Here is a 19,668-nt window from a genome sequence, read left to right on the forward strand (position 1 = left end):
TAAAAAGAACTATTGATGTCCACCTTCAAAAAAGCCTTCAATGTGCATTCCCTTAAAGCGGGTTGCTGCAATTGGTTGTATTCGCGATTTTTAGGGTTCATAGTTTTTGAAAAAAGGATTATTACGCACCTTGCTCTGCAAAAGATTTCATGGCCTTGGCCAGGGTTAACGCTTGTTGGTTCCCATCTTTTCCTACATATTTTAAGAATTGAGCTTCAGAGGAATGTCCAGTGGCGTTTATCAATAGGGCTGTATTTATTTTTCCGTAATAATTTGTAGCAAAAGACCTTCGCCCGATATGGGTGCTGACCGCCTTATATTTGGGTACTTCCATAAATTCATACCTGTTGGTTTTCGGGTTCTTCCTATGCGCAGTAACCTTGCTGTGGATTTTGGCAATACGGCACACGTCTTTGATGAGGGAGTTGTAAATTGTTTTGTTACCCTCTGGATGGTTGGAAAAAGCAGGCGGGAATTCCCCACCGCGTTTGTCCAATATATCCGTTACTTCCTTGGTTAGCGGAATATAGAGCGGCTTTCCGGTCTTTTTTTGGCTGATGTCCAAAAACAGCATTCCTTCCATTTCCACCAGTTTATCTTTGGAAAAGCGCAGGAAATCGGAAACCCGCTGGGCGGTAAAGCAACTAATGATTAGCCAATCCCTGGCAATCTCCGTGCGACGGTCGGGCATTGGAGTTGCGGCAATTGTTTTTAGTTCTTCAAAATCTAAATGGACGTGACTGGTCTTTTGGTATTTCAGCCCCCGGGTAATATAGGGTAGTTGGGTGCTGGTGGGGAGCCCGTTTTCTTTGGCGTGGTTACAAACGGTCAATAATACCTTTAAGGTTTTCACCTTAGTGTTGTGTGCATAATTCTCCCGATCGCACCAGCGTTGCAGGGAGAGGGCAAAACGTTTGTCCACTTCATTGATATAAACGGTACCATGGGTGTCTTCATAACGCTCCAACCGATGTTTGAATACTTTGATCTTTTTAATGGTGTTGGCGTTTAAACTTGTTTTTTTGGACTCAAGGAAGTAATCAAAATAGGAGAGCAGGGCTTTAGAGAGTTCGGTTGTTTTTCGGGGGGTAATGACCTTATTAAGCCATCTGCTATTGATTATTTGTCCATCTGTACGATTATTGAGCCTGTCGGTAAGAAGCACTTTTAAGTGATCTAGATCTTTTTGAAGGATGATAAGTTGATTGTTTGCCCTTTGGATCCACTGCTTTTCCTGTGCATCGGCTCCGGTGGGAATTTTTCGAAGTTTTACTTTTCCCTTGCTAAATAATTTTGGGTCTATGGTCTTTTTTGTTTTGCTTTTAGCATCCACCTCCCGACCTTCCCGAACGCGTACGTAAATTGGTGCTGGATTTTTACTGGATTGTATAAAAAAAGAAATGGCCATAATCTGTGGACTTAAATAAAGGAAATACTAAGATACAATTTCTAGTCCACATCTAGTCCACAATTATGCAATAACATCACATTTAACTCTATTGCATTTCACTATTTGTCGAAGTCTAATATACTGTAATCATTGATTTTATAAGGATACTTCAAAGTAAATAGCGCTTTTAGTCCTTGTCTTAATTTGTATAAACTTCCTCCTGGCAAGGTCACAATACAATTACAGATATTAAGCGCAATCACTTGTTTATAAAGAGATTGCGCTTTTTTGTATTTATAAAACTTCGCTATTTTAGTCCGGAAATAACTTTAAGAGGTTCTACTTCACTTTTTTATACTTAATATTTTTCAATTTTTAATAATCTCACATAGTTCGGGTGTGGGTATGCTTATACCAAAAACTGTTGAAGCCTCTAAATTTCAAATGCTAGTGTCACCTAATGACACTAGGTCAACCTTATAGTATTTCAGCTCAATATTCAGCAAATTTATACCAAATGAATTGTGAATTACATTGATTGAGATGTTAAAAAATTTTTGATATACGAGCGATGTTATGCGTAATATGAAAAATATTGTTAATTTCGGTAAGTTGGGTTTAATCAAAATAAATTAAAAGCTTCTTCTAAGAGCAGAAAAGATGTTTGAAAAAGATTGATATCAAATGGCATACTTCAAAAATAATATGGCAATTAGGATAACATCAAAAGATGAGTTTAATGGGCATTTTGACAGACTTGACCAATCAGAAAAGCATGAAACAGCCGAGTTAAGTCACAAAGAAAACTCAAAGTCTTCCATAGTTTGGCAAAACGCTGAATTAAAGGAAAAATTGGCGGCAAGGATTTGGGGAGAATTAAAAGGGGGTAATGTTGAGTCTTTAGGTGAGCTATATGATTTATACATAGAAGAGCTTTATGCTTATGGGATGGAGAAAAATCAAAATAAGAATAAGGTTATGGATGCCATTCATGACCTTTTTGTTGATCTTTATAAATACCGTACCAACATAGTAGCTCCTTCCAATGTTAAATATTATTTATTGAGATCTTTAAAGCGAAAAATATTTAAAAAAGCACTTTTCAAGAGACATGTGAAGCTGAAAGAACATTTTCTGGAAACTAAAAATGATGAGACCTCCCTAACTTGTGAAGAGCAGATAATTGAAGCTGAATATTCAAAAGAAAAAAAAGATAAATTAAAAGCTGCTTTAGTGTTTTTAACTAAGAGACAACAAAAGGCTATACATTTAAGATATACCGAAAACCGACCTTACGACGAAATCGCGGAAACCATGAATATTAGTATCGCCACTTCCAGAACCCTGGTGTACCGTGCATTATCGGCACTTAGAAAGCACTGTTTGCCCTTCACTTTATTGATTTTTAAAATTTTATTATAAAAAAAATAATTTTCTTGTCTATAAACCATAAGACTCGTGCTTATGTATATAGATAGGCCAAATATCTGGTTATAACCTATTAAAACAGTCAGGTTAATTTTTATCTAATGAGGGAAAACGAAAAAAATGAATTAAGAGCCAGGATTATAGCCTCTGCTTATAGTCATAAGAATAGAAGAAAGCGATTATTTTATGCCCTTTCGGCCGCAGCTTCGGTGGTTGTAATATTAGCAATAGGATTATACAAATATGATTCTTCGTCTTCCCCATTAATGGAATATGCCAGATCTTCAGAAAACCTGAAGTTGGAAAATATGAATGACGTTCAGTTATTTTTAAATAGAAATAAAAGATTGGCCATAGAAAAAGAAAATTCGAGTTTAGCCTATCAAAGCAACGGGAATGAGCTAAATATAATTGATTCTGTGGGTAGGGGACAGAAAGTGCTTCTTAAAGATTCAAACACCTTTAATACTCTTATGGTTCCTTATGGAAAAAGATCTAAGATTGTCTTGTCAGACGGTACCATAGTATGGTTAAATTCTGGCTCAAAACTAATTTATCCGGTAACGTTCAGAGGGAAAACCAGGGAGGTGGTTCTTGAAGGTGAAGCAATATTTGATGTTTCACACGATATTAATCATCCTTTTAGAGTACGCTCCAAAGGCCAGGTTATTGAGGTTCTTGGGACAGTATTTAATGTGAGTAATTACCCAGATGAGGATAATATTAAAACCGTGCTTAAAAGTGGTAGTGTTGAAATTAGTTATCAATCAGACTCCTTTTTCAAATCTCGGGAAAGAAAAAAAATTACACCGGGCACAATGGCTGTTTATAGTAAAAACAGCCCAAATGTTAAAACAAAATCTGTAGATGTAGAGCAGTACTTTTCCTGGCGAAATGGTGTGTTGATTTTTAAGAATAATAATTTGGAATACATTATGAAAAAATTGGGGCGATATTATAATGTAGATATAAAGCTTCACGAAGTTGCAACAAAAAATGAAACTTATTCGGGATACCTAGATCTAAAAGATTCTATAGATCATGTTTTGAAAACACTGCAGGAAGCGGCAAATTTTCAATATAAACGAAACCAAAACGGATCAATATTAATTAATAAAACAAAAAATATGGAATGATAAAAACAAAAAAGCCACGAGATGCGCTAACATCTTGTGAATTAGTCAGCTAAATTACTTATGCAGAGCAATATTAACTAACGAAAACCAAAATTATGAATAAAAATGAAAGATTTAGGTCATGTTGTGATTTAAATAACTTTACGCGAAATGTATTAAAGATTATGCGTGTTCTAATAATCCTGATAGGGCTTGGGCTCGGTTCTTCCTATGCGAATTCTTCCTATAGCCAGCCTAAAATTAACATTGCCATTAAAGACGCGAGTCTAATTGAATTTTTTAAAGAAATCCAGTCAAATTCAGATTTTGTATTTTTTTATAAAGATGATGTATTAAAGAATAAAGCGAGAATTACTGTAAATTTTGAACGGGCATCTATAGAACAAGTCTTAAAGAGCGCTCTTGAGAATACTGGACTTGCTTATAAAATTTCAGATAAACAGGTTGTAATAAAACAGGTTTCGAAGCCATCTAAATTGACAAGCCAGAAAGAAAGTCAAGAGACAATTACAGTCACGGGAACAATTACAGAAGCTGGGACAGGAATGCCTATTCCGGGTGTAAATATCCTGGAAAAAAATGCTGAGAATGGAACAATGAGTGATTTCGACGGAAATTATCAAATTGATGTGCCAGAAGATGCTGTTCTTAAGGTGAGCTATATGGTTACGCTACCCAGGAGGTTGAAGTAAATGGTCGTAACGAAATCGATATCGTTTTAGAACAGGATGCTGCGGCATTAGATGAAGTTGTTGTCGTGGGATATGGAACTCAACGTAAGCAGGATTTAACCGGTGCTGTATCTGTAGTAAAAACTGAAGAAATGGTGCAACAACCCAATGCCCAGGTAACAAATCAATTGCAAGGTAGGGTCTCTGGGGTAAGTATTACCGGTGGTGGTCAACCAGGTCAGGCGCCACAGGTGAAAATTCGCGGTTCTAATACGTTTGGGAATAACACGCCTTTGTATGTAGTAGATGGAATTCCTACTGAAAGCATAGAGAATATCAATCCAAATGATATAGAAACTATGCAGGTGCTTAAAGACGCTGCTTCTGCTTCTATTTATGGTTCTCGTGCAGCAAATGGGGTGATTATTATTACCACTAAAAGCGGTAAAGGTAAACTCTCTGTAAATTATGATGCTTATTACGGCACGCAAATGGTTCAAAGTGGAAATCCGTGGGATATTTTATCCTCCCAGGAAATGGCAGATCTTACCTTTAGAGCTATTAGAAATACAAATCCCGGAGATCCTATTAGTCATTCACAATACGGTGATGGTGCAGAGCCGGTTTTACCAAATTATATTGCTCCTGTAGGTGCTAATACGGTAGATGAGTCTCTTTATAATGTAGATCCATACTATACAGATCCTTCACAACTTAACGATTTTTATCGTATTGTAGAAGCTAATAAACAAGGAACTAACTGGTTTCAGGAAATTTTTAATTCGGCACCCATCACCAGTCACAATCTTTCGGTAAGTAATGGTGGTGAACAGGGAAGTTTCTTATTCTCCCTTAATTATTTCGATCAAAAAGGAACATTAGATAATACCTATTTAAAACGTTATACTATGCGTGTGAATAGCGTGTTTAATATTTCAGATAATATTAGGGTTGGTGAAAACCTAAGTTTTGCTATTCGTGAGAACCCCCAACTAGGCGATCTCACAGAGGGTAGTGCCGTGGGTATGGCTTTTAGGCAACAACCAATTATTCCGGTTCGGGATATTAATGGAAATTTTGCCGGCTCTTTTGGGCAGGGGCTTGGTAATGCCAGGAATCCAGTAGCCATATTGGAGAGGTTGAAGAATAATCGTGGCGTATCTAATAAGCTTTTTGGAAATATTTTTGCTGAAATAGATTTCCTGGAACACTTCACCATTAGAACAAATTTTGGAGGTAAATATTTCTCCAACACTTTTAATTCATTTGCTTTTCCTGAATATGAAAACGCCGAAAATAATTCAGTAAACTCTTATACTGAAGGAGCGCAGACTAATTTTAACTGGACATGGGCTAACACTCTAACCTATAAAAATACTATTGCCGATTTGCATAATCTTACAGTGGTTTTAGGAACAGAGGCTTATCAAAATAAAGGACGTGAAGTAGGTGGTACCACACAGTCTTATTTCAGTTTCGATCCAGATTATGTAACCCTGGATACCGGTTCGGGTACGCAAACCAATTACAGCTTTAAGTATGCCGATGCGCTTTCATCCATTTTTGGAAGAATAGACTATAATTTCGATGACCGATATTTATTTGGTGCAACTATAAGAAGAGATGGTTCTTCTCGATTTTTAAATGAACAATACGGTTGGTTCCCTGCCGCCAGTGCAGGTTGGAATGTAAGCAACGAAGCTTTTTTTGAATCAAATTGGATAGATGATTTAAAAGTACGGGCTGGATACGGAGTAATGGGGAACCAAATTAATGTAGATCCTGCCAATTCATTTACCACTTTTGGCGGAAATAATCAAACCTCTTTTTACGCTATCTCAGGAAGTAACTCTTCTACCAGTGAAGGTTTTCAGCAATCCAGAATTGGAAATCCCGATGCAAAATGGGAAAAGAATATTAACGCCAACTTTGGGATAGATGCCACCTTATTCAATAATAGTGTGCAAATTACTGCCGATTACTACCGTAAAGATGTAAACGATCTTTTGTATAATCCCAATCTACCGGCAACAGTGGGTTCTGCCACAGTGCCTTATGTAAACGTGGGGAAAATGACTAATAGCGGGATAGATATAGATCTTTCAACTTATTTTACTCTTGCTGAAGATTTACAATTCAATACTACTGTTACTTTTACCAGTTATAGTAATGAAATTGTAAAGATTGCCGATGGCTTAAATTATTTCGATTTGGAAACACGTCGTTTTAATGGGAGCTCGATAATTCGAAATGCCGAGGGTGGCTCTGTTAGTCAGTTCTTTGGGTATAAAGTAGATGGCTTCTGGGATTCGCAAGATGAAATAGACCAGGCAAATGCCGCAGCCCGGGAGAGTACCGGTAATGAGAATACTACTTACCAATCTGATGTTGCTGTAGGTCGTTTTCGTTATGCCGATGTGAATGGTGATAACCGAATTACTGCAGATGATCGTACTTTTATTGGTAATCCCAATCCAGACTTTACTTACGGTCTAAACCTGGAACTTATGTATAAAAACTGGGACTTTAGTATGTTTTTATACGGTTCACAAGGAAATGATATTTGGAACAATGTGAAATGGTACACAGATTTTTATAGCTCGTTTAACGGGGCTAAGAGTGCAACCGCACTTTATGACTCCTGGACACCAGAGAACATGAATGCAAGCGCACCAATTCAACAAACTGTAGGATCTTTTAGTTTGGCAGATGTTCCAAATTCTTATTTCGTGGAAGATGGGTCTTATCTTAGGGCAAAGCAAATCCAGTTAGGATACTCTTTACCTACCTCTGTTTTAGATGCTATTCATATTTCTAAGCTAAGAGTTTATGTACAAATGGCCAATGCATTTACTATCACCTCCTATTCTGGTATTGATCCGGAAATTTCTGGAGGATCGGTAAATTTTGGGATTGATGAAGGAGCATACCCTAACCAAAGACAATTGATATTTGGACTTAACGCAAGTTTATAATGATAAAAACAATGATTATGAAAAAATATAAATTTTTAAGGATTTTATTTTTAGCGGCAACAGTTTCGCTAAGCATGGGGTCTTGTAGTGACGATTTCTTAGACCAACCCGCATTAGGCTCTTTAAGTGAAGATGTAGTGGCCAATAAAATTGGTGTAGAAAAATTATTAATTGGCGCCTATGCAGCTTTAGACGGTCAGGGGCTTGGAGGAGGAGGTGCCTGGGAATCGGCATCAGATAATTGGGTGTATGGTTCAGTTGCCGGTGGAGTTGCCAGTAAAGGTAGTTTTGGCGGTGACCAGCCGGCTATAGATCAAATTGTGAAATTTATTTCCAACCCTTCCAATGGTTTTTATAATAGTAAATGGATAGCGGCCTATGAAGGGATTGCTCGCACCAATAATGTGTTGAGCCTACTTGCTAATGTAGAGGATATAAGTGAAGAAGAAAGAAGTAATCTTGCTGGGCAGGCCAGGTTTTTGCGAGGACATTATTATTTTGAATTAAAGAAAATGTTCAATATGGTGCCCTGGGTAGATGAAAACACCGAGGACCCCAAACAGCCAAACGATACCGATATCTGGCCTAATATTGAAGCCGATTTTCAATTTGCTTTTGATAATCTTCCGGGAACACAATCAGAATTCGGACGTGCCAATAAATGGGCAGCAGGAGCTTATTTGGGAAAAACATATTTATACCAACATAAATTTTCTGAAGCCTCTACTATATTTACACAGGTTATTGAATCTGGTACAAATTCAGCCGGAGAAAAGTATGATCTTGTAGCTCAATTTGAAGATAATTTTGATGCTGAAACAGAAAATAATGCTGAAACTGTTTTTGATGTACAAATGGTCGCAAATGATGGTACCAGTTCTATTGCAAATTCTAATCAGGGCGGGATGCTCAATTTTCCCTACAACAGTCCTTTTAGATGTTGTGGGTTTTATCAGCCTACCCAGGATTTAGTGAATTCGTACAAAACAAAATCGGGTAGCGGCCTTCCATTCCTGGATAACTATAATCAGGATCCTGTAAAAAATGATATGGGCGTGGGTGCAGATGAAGCATTTACTCCTTATACAGGGCCGGTAGATCCACGTTTAGATTGGACAGTAGGACGTCGAGGGATTCCATATCACGATTGGGGGAAACATCCCGGTGCAGCCTGGATAAGGGATCAATCTTATGGAGGTCCTTATGCTCCAAAAAAGAATATTTATTGGCAAGCCACTCAAGACTTGTATAGTGATCAAAGTTCATGGGCGCCAGGTACCGCGATTAATGTGCATATTATTCGTTTTGCCGATGTGCTCTTAATGGCTGCTGAAGCCGAAGCACAAACAGGAAACCTGGGTCTGGCCATGGATTATGTTAACCGTGTGCGTGAGAGAGCTTCAAATCCGCAAGGATTTTTAAAAGCATACATTGATGAGAATAGTCCGCTAACCGGTTTTGATGAGTCTGAAAATGCTGCCAATTATAATATTGGATTATACACTGCTTCAGAATTTTCTTCAAAAGAAAACGCGCTGGAGGCTATTTACTTTGAGCGTAAACTTGAATTAGCCATGGAAGGACATCGCTTTTTTGACCTGGTACGTTGGGGTATTGCCGAAGAGACCTTAAACGAGTATTTTGAGTATCAGGGAGATATTACTACCGATGTTAGGGGAGGTAAATTTATTTCAGGTAAAAGCGAATACTACCCTATTCCACAAGCTCAAATAGATCTAAGTTTGAATAGTGCAGGGGAACCTACTTTAACCCAAAATCCCGGATACTAGTTTTATGATCATTTAATTAGGAAATTTAGCAACAGCCAGTAACAGGGATGTTATTGGTCTGTTGTTTTTTCTAGAAATATCTAACACTTTTTGGATTAAAAACTTCAGCCTAAACACATTAGAATATAGGATGAAACGCCAAGGTAGCACTGCATAATTTTTCGAGCTTTTCTTCTCTCTTTCGGGTTAGGAAAAAGGAAAAGGCCGAAATTTCAAATATTTTACCCCGTTCTAAAGGATGTTGTCGAATTATTCTGTAATAAAGACACCTGTTGGTGCAGTTACACCAACTCAATTTAATTCATTTATTTCTTCAGGAATTGTATTTTTAACAAAAATCATTATAAGTGACCTAACTTTATGAAAATTTTAGATTTAAGTTTTTAGTTTATTCAATTAATAAGTAAATTTCGGGAAATTAACACGTAACTATTGTAAAACGCGTGATCTAGACTAATAAACACAACTTAATAATCCATTTTTGAAAACAAGTATTTAATCATGATGAAAAAAGACAGACGTTCCTTTATAAAAAATTTAGGAATTGCAGGGGCTACTGCAGCCATACTTCCTTCCACACTTACCGCAGAGACCAAACATGTGAACCTTTTAAATAGGGGAGAATTATTTGGAGAAGCCAAACCCCTAAAAATCGCCCTAATAGGTGCCGGTGGCATGGGTAGTGCAGATACCAATACAGCACTAAGACATAAAAACATAGAGTTGGTTGCCGTTTGTGATTTGTACGACGGTCGCCTGGACGATGCCAGGAATAAATGGGGGAGCGATTTGTTTTTAACCAAAGACTATCAGGACGTTCTAAAACGCAGCGATATTGATGCGGTAATTATAGGCACCCCAGATTTTTGGCACAAGAAAATTAGTGTAGATGCCCTAAATGCCGGGAAGCACGTATATTGTGAGAAACCTATGGTGCACAGTGTAGATGAAGGCCATGAGATTATTAAAGCCTGGAAGAAATCTGGGAAAATCTATATGGTAGGCAGCCAGGGGATGTCTTCCCTGGGTAACGAAAAAGCAAAAGAATTATTGGCTGCAGGGGCCATTGGGGAGTTGAACTATGCCGAAGGTTTTTGGGCGAGGAACTCTGCACTTGGTGCCTGGCAATACCCCATTCCCAACGATGCCTCTACCCAAACGGTAGATTGGAAAGAATACTTATCCATAACCAAAGACCGTCCATTTGATCCCTTAAGATTCTTTAGATGGCGAAATTATCTGGATTATGGAACAGGAATGGCTGGTGACCTTTTTGTACACCTGTTCTCGAGTCTGCACTTCATCACGAATTCAATAGGACCCAACAGAATTTCTTCCACAGGAGGCTTGCGGCATTGGAAAGACGGGCGTGAGGTTCCCGATGTGCAATTAGGAATGTTTGATTACCCGGAAACCAAAGAGCATCCCGGGTTCAACCTTTCTTTGCGCTGTAATTTTGTAGATGGCACCAGCGGAGGTACTTTTCTAAAACTTGTGGGCAGCAAAGGTTCTATGGATGTCGCCTGGAATAGTCTAACCCTTAAGCGAAATGCTGGTGGTGAAAGTGATGATCCCTTCTTAGCCGAAAAAGCAAAAGAAGGATCGAGTCGCGCAGATCGTAAAAAAATGGTGGCACCTTTAGAAACCGTTTACAACGCCCAAAGTGGATACAAAGGAGCTCATTATGATCATTTTGCCAATTTCTTTACCGCTATTCGAGAGAATGGATCGGTAGCGGAAGATCCTGTTTTTGGGTTCCGGGCGGCAGCACCCGCTTTGCTGTGTAATGAAAGTTATAGAAAGAACGAATTTATAGGATGGGATCCAAAGAAAATGAAAAAGGTTTAAATTTTTTAAAAACTAAAAATGAAAAAAACACTAATCTGCTTGCTATTGGCAGTTTCTACAATAGCCTGTAAGAATTCGAATGACAAGAAGGAACAAACGGAAGAAAATAATCTAAGCCAGGAGAATAGTGCTGATGCTGCAGAAAATGAGGAAGAATGGCAGTATTTGTTCGACGGAAGCAGCCTTGACGGCTGGCGCGGTTATGGCGAAGAGGAAATGCCACCGGGTTGGGTAATAGAAGGTGATGAATTAACCTATAAGACTGAACTTGGTAAAGAGGAAGATTACCAGGGCGGTCGCGATATTATTTATGGGGCTGAAGAGTTTGATAATTTTGAATTGTATTTGGAGTGGAAACTTCCCAAAGGCGGTAACAGCGGTATTTTTTACCACGTCAAAGAAGGTTATGCCAATCCGTCTAAAGTAGCTCCGGAATACCAGCTCATTGATGATGAAAATTACGAGAACATCCATGATCTTACCGGCTATAACAAAAGCCTTGGTCATACCGAGAATCTTTCCGAATTAAAGCCATTGAACAGAACAGCGGCAGATTATTCTATGTATGCGCCCAATGAGGAGAAGAAAAACTTAAATCCGGTAGGCGAGTGGAATACCAGTAAAATTGTGTACACCCCAGAGAAAGTAGAACACTGGCTCAATGGAGAAAAGGTAGTTTCTTTTAACCCCCAATCTGAAGATTGGAAAAAGAAAAAGAACTCCGGCAAATGGAAAGGGAGCCCAGATTACGCTAAATTTAAGAGCGGGTACATTGGCCTGCAGGATCACGCCAGTCCTATTTGGTTTAGAAATATAAAAATTAAGAAACTATAAACTTATCCGCCCAGTTATTATTTGGGCGGATAAAATTTTAAAGAAGAAGACAAAAATGAAAAAACTTAGTTTGATTGCCATTGTATTGAGTATTGCCTTTACCGGTTGCCAATCTGGAAAAAAGCTTTTTAACGGAAAAAACCTTGACGGATGGACCATTCATGGTACCGAGAAATGGTATGTTGAAGATGGATTGTTAATCTCTGAAAGCGGTCCCGATGCAAAGTATGGGTACCTGGCTACCGAAGATAATTATAAGAATTTTGAACTCAGTTTAGAATTTAAACAGGAGGCCGATGGCAACTCTGGGGTGTTTATACGTTCTGAAATTGACGGTACAAAGATTGCTGGTTGGCAAGTAGAAGTAGCCCCGCCAAATCTGCATACCGGGGGGATTTATGAATCTTATGGCCGCGGTTGGCTTATTAAACCTGCTCCCGAAAAAGAAGATGTACTTAAGTATGGAGCGTGGAATACATTGAAGATAAAAGTGCAGGGCGACCAGGTAACCAGCTGGTTAAACGGCGTGGAGATGGTTGATTTTTCCGATGAAAAAATTGGTGCTGCCAATGGTAAAATCGCCCTGCAAATACACGATGGCGGTGGTATTAAAGTTTATTGGAGAAATATTAAGCTGAAAGAACTTTAAAAGACTAAAACTGTTAAAATAATTAGTATTACTAACTTACTGGACTCTTATGCAAATTGAAGAAGGGGCTAATTGATTTTTTAGTTTGCTGAAAAATCTGTTGTAGAAGTGATACTTTAAATTATCAATTTGGTTTTATAGCTTAGGAAGAAATTCTACTTATATTTAAAAATAAAATCTGTGTTAGAGAGAACTGCACAGAGATGTTGACACAATTGAAAACACTAATATGAACTCATTTAGACGTTGCAACAAAATCAAGAGTTTACTGTTCATTTAAAGGTTCTTTTTGACTGGCATAGTTGCGCTATGGAAGGAGAAAAAAGATAAAAAATAGATGTAAAAGAGGGATTTTAGCCAATAGAGAAAATTTAAATGAGTTCTATAACTGCAACCAATATTAAAAACGGTATTATGAAGAAAAATAAGAATAAAAATAACGGATTGTCCCGTCGAAAATTTATTACTAATACTGCCGCTGTGGCTGCGGGAATTTCAATAGTGCCTCGTCATGTTTTAGGAGGTGTTGGTTTTACAGCTCCCAGTGACACACTTAACATTGCCGGGATTGGTGTAGGTGGCATGGGAAGGTCTAATCTCAAGGCTATGAACAGCGAGAGAATTGTTGCACTTTGTGATGTAGATTGGCGATATGCCCAAAAGACCTTTACCGATTATCCCGATGCTAAAAAGTTTAAGGATTATCGTGTGATGTTCGATAAAATGGGAGATGATATTGATGCGGTAGTTATTGCAACCCCAGATCATACCCATGCAATTTCTGCGGGAGAAAGTATGACCCGTGGGAAACACGTGTACCTTCAAAAGCCCTTGACACATTCTATTTATGAATCCAGGTATCTCACAAAATTGGCTGAAGAGACTGGGGTAGCCACACAAATGGGGAACCAGGGACATTCCGGGGATGGAACCAGGTTGTTTGCTGAATGGATTCAGAACGGTGAAATTGGAGATCCTCTAGAAGCCCATTGCTGGACCAATAGACCTATCTGGCCACAAGGTCTTGAGAGACCGGAAAATAAACCTGAAGTTCCAGATACTCTAGATTGGGACCTATTCCTGGGCCCTGCGAAATATAGACCATATAATCCCGCCTACACTCCGTGGAACTGGCGTGCCTGGTGGGACTTTGGAACCGGAGCTTTAGGAGATATGGGTTGCCATATTATAGACCCCATATATTTTGCGTTAAATTTAGGACATCCTACCGGTTTTGAAGGAAGCTCTTCCCAGGTGAATACCGAGAGCGCTCCTATCTCAGAAAAAGTCTCTTATTATTTCCCGGAGAATAAAAAACTGGGAAAAGTTAAATTTGATCCTATAAAAATGACCTGGTATGATGGAGGTTTGCTTCCAGATCGCCCCGAAGGTATAAAACCAGGGAAAATTATGGGTGATGGAGGTGGAGGCTCCATGGTAGTGGGGACTAAAGGTACTATCATTTGTAGTACTTATGGTCGTGATCCTTATATAATTGGCCGTGAGGACAATCCGCCAAAGACAGAGAAAATCTATCCACGTGTGGAAACCAGTCATGAGATGGATTGGGTTCGCGCTTGTAAAGAACCTAAGAACAGTAGAAAAGAAGCTAGTGCTCACTTTGGATATTCAGGGCCTTTTAACGAGGTTGTGGTTATGGGGAACCTGGCTGTACGTCTTCAGGATTTAAAGAAGCGGTTAGATTGGGATTCAGAAAAAATGGAAATTACCAATATTGGGGCGAATGAAGAAATTAAAGTAGTTACATCAGACAGCTTTACGGTAGTAAACGGAGATCCAAAGTTTGATACCCAATTTGAAACTATGAATGCTAAAAATGCTGCAGAAGAATATATTAAACATACCTACAGGGACGGTTGGGAATTATCCTGATCGAGTAAGATTTTAAAAGCAGATTAAATTATAAATATGAAAAAAGTACTTATGAAAACCTTCAGTAAAACTATTATGATGCCGTTAGTTCTCGTTTTATTTTTCAGCCTTAATAGCTGCGGTGAAAATAAAAAGAAAGCTAATGAAGATAACCAGGAAGAGAGTAAAGAGATGAAAGAAGCAAGCACAACTTCGGCTAACAACGAGCTTTCAGAAAAAGAAAAAGAAGATGGTTGGAAACTTCTTTTTGACGGGGAATCTACAGACGGCTGGCGTGGTTACGGCAAAGATGATTTTCCAGACCGCGGTTGGGTTGTAGAAAATGGTACCCTTAAGCTTAATGGCTCTGGAGCCGGGGAAGCGGGTGGAGCCGGCGATATTATTTATGATGGGCAATTTAAAGATTTTGAACTTAGCCTGGAATGGAAGATTTCAGAAGGAGGTAATAGTGGTATTTTGTATTTGGCCCAGGAGATCGAAGGTCAGCCAATATGGAAATCTGCTCCTGAAATGCAAATTTTGGACAATGAAAAACATCCCGATGCTAAATTAGGCAAAGACGGAAACCGAAAAGCCGGTTCTCTGTATGACTTGATTCCCGCCGATCCTCAAAATGCTAAACCAGCCGGAGAATGGAATACCGTTTCCATTATGGTGTATCGAGGTACCGTAGTTCACAGTATGAATGGTGAAAATGTTGTGGAATACCATTTATGGACAGATGATTGGAAGAACATGATCGCCGAAAGTAAGTTCGCTGGTTGGGAAGATTTTATAAATGCCGGGGGCGAAGATCACAAAGGCTATATAGGACTTCAGGATCACGGAGATGATGTTTGGTTTCGGAATATAAAAATTAAAGAGTTGTAGTTAGCTTTTAGACCGGAGACAAATTAATTTCAGATTTCCTGTCTAAAACAGCTAAAAGAGATTTTTTCGGAAGCATACCTCGCACCTTTGTGACGAGGTTGTTGATTTCTAACTTCAAAAACACAAAACTGTTTTCAAATACCTTTTAAATGTATTATTTAGAGTGTGTGTTTGAAAACAGTTTTATTTAACCCAACTATTTTATGAAAATTAAATCAATTTATTTTTACAGACTACTATTCTTAGCTCTATTTCCTTTAACCATACTATCCTGTAAAAATCAAGATGGTAAAAACAAAGAGAATAAAAATCTTAAAGCTGAAGCGGAACGACAGGTCGAGCCGTTTTTTAAACTTTCCCTCGCGCAGTGGTCCCTGCATAAACCTATTTTCGATGGAAAGTTAGATCCTATGGATTTTGCTGAAAAAGCCAACGAAATGGGCTTTGAGGGGATAGAGTATGTGAGTACTTTTTATGCTGAAAAAATAAAAAATGCTGAAGATCCCGAAAAAGCTATGCAGGAAACCCTGGATAGTTTAAAAGCGAAAAGTGAGGAGTTTGAAGTAGAAAATGTTCTAATCATGGTAGATGGAGAAGGAGAGTTGGCTTCTGCCGATAGAGAAGAGCGCGAACAAGCGGTAGAAAATCATAAGAAATGGGTAGATGCAGCTCAATTTCTTGGGGCTCATGCAATTCGTGTGAATTTATTTGGTGCTGAGGATCGTGAAGAATGGAAAAAATCTGCAGTCTCTGGGCTTAAAATGCTAAGCGAATATGCTAAAGAAAAGAATATAAATATATTGGTAGAGAACCACGGGTACCTTTCTTCTAATGCGAAACTTTTAGTAGAAGTAATGAAAGAAGTGGCCATGGAGAACTGTGGCACTCTCCCCGATTTTGGTAACTTTTGTCTTAAAAGAGAAGGTGGGAAACGTTGGGAAGCAGCTTGTATAGAAGAATATCCTACCTATCAGGGAATCGAAGAAATGATGCCCTATGCCAAGGCGGTAAGTGCAAAATCTTATGATTTTAATGAGCAGGGGGCAGAGACAACTTTAGACTATAAACGTATTATGAAAATTGTTCAGGATGCGGGATATACCGGTTTTGTTGGCGTGGAGTATGAAGGAGAAAATCTTTCGCCAAAGGAAGGAATTATGGCCACAAAAGAACTTTTAATTCGCGTGGGTAAAGAATTAAATGACGAGGGAAAAGAGGAACAATAGGTCTTTTTGGCTTAAGTAAGGCTAGTGGAGTTGCGTGTTTACAAGTAGTGAAAATCAGCAAAAGTTTGTCTATGGATCCGTTTACTTATTTGCACGTTTTTTTAGAAAAAAAGAATAGCTAAAGTATAGAAGTACAATGGAATAAACAACCTCGGGCGCAAACCCACGGGGTATTATAAAAGAAGGTTATTTTGATTTCCATTCAAGCCTCGGAGCTCCCTATAGGTATTGGAATAAATCTGGATTATTGAATAAAAGAGTATTGTGGTTATGAGTAAAAAGATAAAATTAGGAATTCTTGGTGGTGGTGAAGACTCTTTAATTGGTATTCTGCACCGGGTAGCGGCCAATATGTTCGATAGGTTTGAAGTAGTTGGAGGAGTTTTTAGCCGTGATTTTAAAGAAAGTAGGCAATTTGCTGAAGATTTAGGTATCGGTTCAAAGAAGGTTTATAAAGATTTGGATCAACTCATTGAAGGAGAATCTAAACTTCCGGCCGATGAACGTATCCAGGTGGTTTCAATTCTTACACCCAACTTTCTTCACTTTTCAATGGCCAAAAAGCTGCTTGAAAACGGGTTTCACGTGATTTGTGAAAAACCATTAACCACTACTTATGGGGAAGCGAAAATACTGGAAGATACCCTAAATAATGCGAAAACTATCTTTGCCGTCACTTATACTTACTCAGGGTATCCTATGATAAGGCAAATGAAAGAAATGATTGCTGCCGGGGAGATTGGAGAGATTCAAAAGATAGACATACAATATTACCAGGGCTGGATTAACCCAATTATTCATAACGAGGAACAGAGAAACAGTATATGGCGTCTGGATCCCGAGAAAAGCGGGATTAGTTGTTGTATTGCTGATATTGGTACCCACGCTTTTCATATGGCAGAATATGTTTCGGGGCTTAGAGTCGAAAAACTCCTGGCCGATCTCAATTATATGTATCCAGATAATAAAATGGATGTTGACGGCACCGTTCTGCTTAGATTTTCAGAATATGTAAAAGGGGTGCTTAGGGCAAGCCAAACCGCTACAGGAGAAGAAAATGATTTTACAATAAAAATCTACGGAAAAAAAGCCGGACTAAAATGGGGACAGGAAAGCCCTAATTACCTGTATAAAATAGAAGAAGGCCAGCCCATTAAAATTTTAAAACCTGGTCACGGGTATAATTCGGCACTATCTTTAGATGGAACAAAATTACCTCCCGGTCACCCAGAGGGTATTTTCGATTCTATGGGGAATATTTATAAAGGTGTGGCCAAAGCTATAAAAGGTGAAGAATACCATCCCGGGGAATTTCCCGGTATAAAAGATGGAGCTCGTGGAATGAATTTTATTGAGAAAGTGGTTGCTTCGCACGCAGAAGGGAATGTTTGGGTGAGTTTAGATAATTAATAAAACAATAAGATTTTGAATAATTATTGAAAAAACAACTTAAGATTTCGTGCTTATAGGTGTTTGCATTAATTTCAAAAACTAATAAGCTTGATTTTGTTAGCATTCAAAAAGAGGGATTATTTCTCTACAAATCTAAAGTGACCTCACTGATTTTTGAATTAGAAAAACGAGGCTTTACTGCATAAATATTTCATTTAAAACAACTTGGTTGAAACTTAAGTAGCGGAAGTGAAAAAACTTCAGGATCTATCCTATTAAATTCAGTAGCAAAATGTTTTTTTTGATGTTATAAACTACATATTTCTACTTTTATCAGGATTTTTTAAATAAAAGATTAAAATTTCAGCAAATAGAATAAAGGAGTTTGTGCTGCTAATTATTTTACTAAATTTGAATTACAATTAAATCTGGTTTATCACGTTACATTAAAAACCCTAATAAAAACCTATGCTATACTTTTTACAGCAGGATGGAGCTGCCGAAGCCGCCCAACAGGCAGAGCCGGTAGTAGAAGAAAAAACCCTGTCTTTATTCGATTTAATGCTTAGTGGTGGTCTTGGAGGCCAAATTATTATCATTATTCTCTTCGTGTTGCTGTTCGCAGCCGTTTATATTTATTTTGAACGTCTTTTTGCTATTAAATCGGCCAGCCAGGTCGATAAGAATTTTATGTTGCAGATTAAAGATAACGTGCTCAATGGAAATATTGAATCGGCAAAGATGCGCTGCGCACAAAGTGATTCTCCCGTAGCCAGGTTAACCGAAAAAGGAATTTCCAGAATTGGAAGTCCGTTGGAAGATATTAATACGGCTATAGAAAACGCCGGCCGGTTAGAAGTTTATAAACTCGAGAAAAATGTGAGCATTCTGGCTACCATTGCCGGTGCTGCACCTATGATTGGGTTTTTGGGTACTGTAATTGGTATGGTGCTTGCATTCCATGAGTTGGCTACCAGTAGTGGCCAGGCGCAAATGGGTGCCCTGGCAGAAGGTATTTATACTGCGATGACCACTACCGTTGCTGGGCTTATAGTTGGAATTATCGCTTATATTGGTTATAATCACCTGGTGGTGAAAACCGATAAAGTGGTGCACCAAATGGAAGCTACAGCGGTAGATTTCTTAGACCTGTTAAACGAGCCTGCTTAATATGAATTTAAGAGGAAGAAATAAAATAAGCCCAGAGTTTAGTATGAGCTCTATGACAGATATTGTATTTCTGTTATTGATCTTTTTTATGCTAACCTCGCCGGTGATCACACCAGAGGCCTTAGACCTTATTCTGCCAAAAGCTAAAGGAAAAACCACTAACGTGCAGAATGTTGCGGTAAGCATCACCAAAGACCTGCAATTTTATGTAAACGATGAACGGGTAAGTCAGTCGGCTTTAGAAACTAATTTACGTTCAAAGTTGGCTGGAAAGGAAACACCAACCATAATTTTGAGGGCAGAAGAAGGTGTGCCTATCGAAAAAGCGGTTAAAGTTATGGATATCGCAAACCAAAATAATTATAAGATTGTTTTGGCGGTAAAACCCGAATAGTA

At 38.4% G+C, this 19,668-nt stretch carries 15 protein-coding genes; 14 read left to right on the top strand and 1 reads right to left on the bottom strand.

Translation table 11 applies throughout. The annotated features are described in order from the left end of the window. Nucleotides 1-121: 121 nt before the first annotated feature. On the bottom strand, nt 122-1,408 hold the full coding sequence (locus BUA71_RS13785; RefSeq protein WP_072880781.1) for a phage integrase SAM-like domain-containing protein: 1,287 nt from the start codon (nt 1,406-1,408) through the stop codon (nt 122-124). Nucleotides 1,409-2,074: 666 nt separating this feature from the next. Here BUA71_RS13785 and BUA71_RS13790 point away from each other — a divergent pair. The 14 genes from BUA71_RS13790 (at nt 2,075) to BUA71_RS13850 (ending at nt 19,666) form a co-directional block, all read left to right on the top strand. Then, the gene (locus BUA71_RS13790; RefSeq protein ID WP_083572109.1) at nt 2,075-2,812 is read left to right on the top strand and encodes an RNA polymerase sigma factor; all 738 of its coding nucleotides are present in this window, start codon (nt 2,075-2,077) and stop codon (nt 2,810-2,812) included. A gap of 107 nt (nt 2,813-2,919) precedes the next feature. Further along, nucleotides 2,920-3,954, top strand: coding sequence for a FecR family protein (locus BUA71_RS13795; protein WP_072880785.1), 1,035 nt, complete (start codon nt 2,920-2,922; stop codon nt 3,952-3,954). A 164-nt stretch (nt 3,955-4,118) separates the two neighbouring features. After that, nucleotides 4,119-4,646: an STN domain-containing protein gene (locus BUA71_RS17860; protein WP_245812595.1), complete on the top strand. Its 528-nt coding sequence runs from the start codon at nt 4,119-4,121 to the stop codon at nt 4,644-4,646. 20 nt (nt 4,647-4,666) lie between these two features. Then, on the top strand, nt 4,667-7,600 hold the full coding sequence (locus BUA71_RS13800) for a SusC/RagA family TonB-linked outer membrane protein (RefSeq protein ID WP_245812603.1): 2,934 nt from the start codon (nt 4,667-4,669) through the stop codon (nt 7,598-7,600). Between the two features lie 17 nt (nt 7,601-7,617). Next, entirely contained in the window at nt 7,618-9,390 is a 1,773-nt protein-coding gene (locus BUA71_RS13805) for a RagB/SusD family nutrient uptake outer membrane protein (RefSeq protein WP_072880786.1), read from the top strand. 501 nt (nt 9,391-9,891) lie between these two features. Beyond that, a complete protein-coding gene (locus tag BUA71_RS13810) occupies nt 9,892-11,238 on the top strand; it encodes a Gfo/Idh/MocA family protein (protein WP_217653622.1) in 1,347 nt (448 codons plus the stop codon). An 18-nt stretch (nt 11,239-11,256) separates the two neighbouring features. Then, nucleotides 11,257-12,072: a 3-keto-disaccharide hydrolase gene (locus BUA71_RS13815; RefSeq protein ID WP_072880790.1), complete on the top strand. Its 816-nt coding sequence runs from the start codon at nt 11,257-11,259 to the stop codon at nt 12,070-12,072. Nucleotides 12,073-12,127: 55 nt separating this feature from the next. Continuing rightward, nucleotides 12,128-12,721 (top strand): 3-keto-disaccharide hydrolase, encoded by a 594-nt coding sequence (locus tag BUA71_RS13820; protein ID WP_072880792.1) that lies wholly within the window; start codon nt 12,128-12,130, stop codon nt 12,719-12,721. A gap of 414 nt (nt 12,722-13,135) precedes the next feature. After that, on the top strand, nt 13,136-14,614 hold the full coding sequence (locus BUA71_RS13825; RefSeq protein ID WP_072880888.1) for a Gfo/Idh/MocA family protein: 1,479 nt from the start codon (nt 13,136-13,138) through the stop codon (nt 14,612-14,614). Nucleotides 14,615-14,650: 36 nt separating this feature from the next. Further along, nucleotides 14,651-15,484, top strand: coding sequence for a 3-keto-disaccharide hydrolase (locus tag BUA71_RS13830; protein ID WP_245812596.1), 834 nt, complete (start codon nt 14,651-14,653; stop codon nt 15,482-15,484). 203 nt (nt 15,485-15,687) lie between these two features. Continuing rightward, nucleotides 15,688-16,710 (top strand): sugar phosphate isomerase/epimerase family protein, encoded by a 1,023-nt coding sequence (locus BUA71_RS13835; protein WP_072880794.1) that lies wholly within the window; start codon nt 15,688-15,690, stop codon nt 16,708-16,710. Nucleotides 16,711-16,980: 270 nt separating this feature from the next. Continuing rightward, on the top strand, nt 16,981-18,120 hold the full coding sequence (locus BUA71_RS13840) for a Gfo/Idh/MocA family protein (RefSeq protein ID WP_072880795.1): 1,140 nt from the start codon (nt 16,981-16,983) through the stop codon (nt 18,118-18,120). A gap of 450 nt (nt 18,121-18,570) precedes the next feature. Continuing rightward, entirely contained in the window at nt 18,571-19,272 is a 702-nt protein-coding gene (locus tag BUA71_RS13845; protein WP_072880797.1) for a MotA/TolQ/ExbB proton channel family protein, read from the top strand. A gap of 1 nt (nt 19,273) precedes the next feature. Then, the gene (locus BUA71_RS13850) at nt 19,274-19,666 is read left to right on the top strand and encodes an ExbD/TolR family protein (protein WP_072880798.1); all 393 of its coding nucleotides are present in this window, start codon (nt 19,274-19,276) and stop codon (nt 19,664-19,666) included. Nucleotides 19,667-19,668 lie beyond the last annotated feature (2 nt).

It is taken from the genome of Salegentibacter echinorum, assembly GCF_900129445.1.
GTDB lineage: Bacteria > Bacteroidota > Bacteroidia > Flavobacteriales > Flavobacteriaceae > Salegentibacter > Salegentibacter echinorum.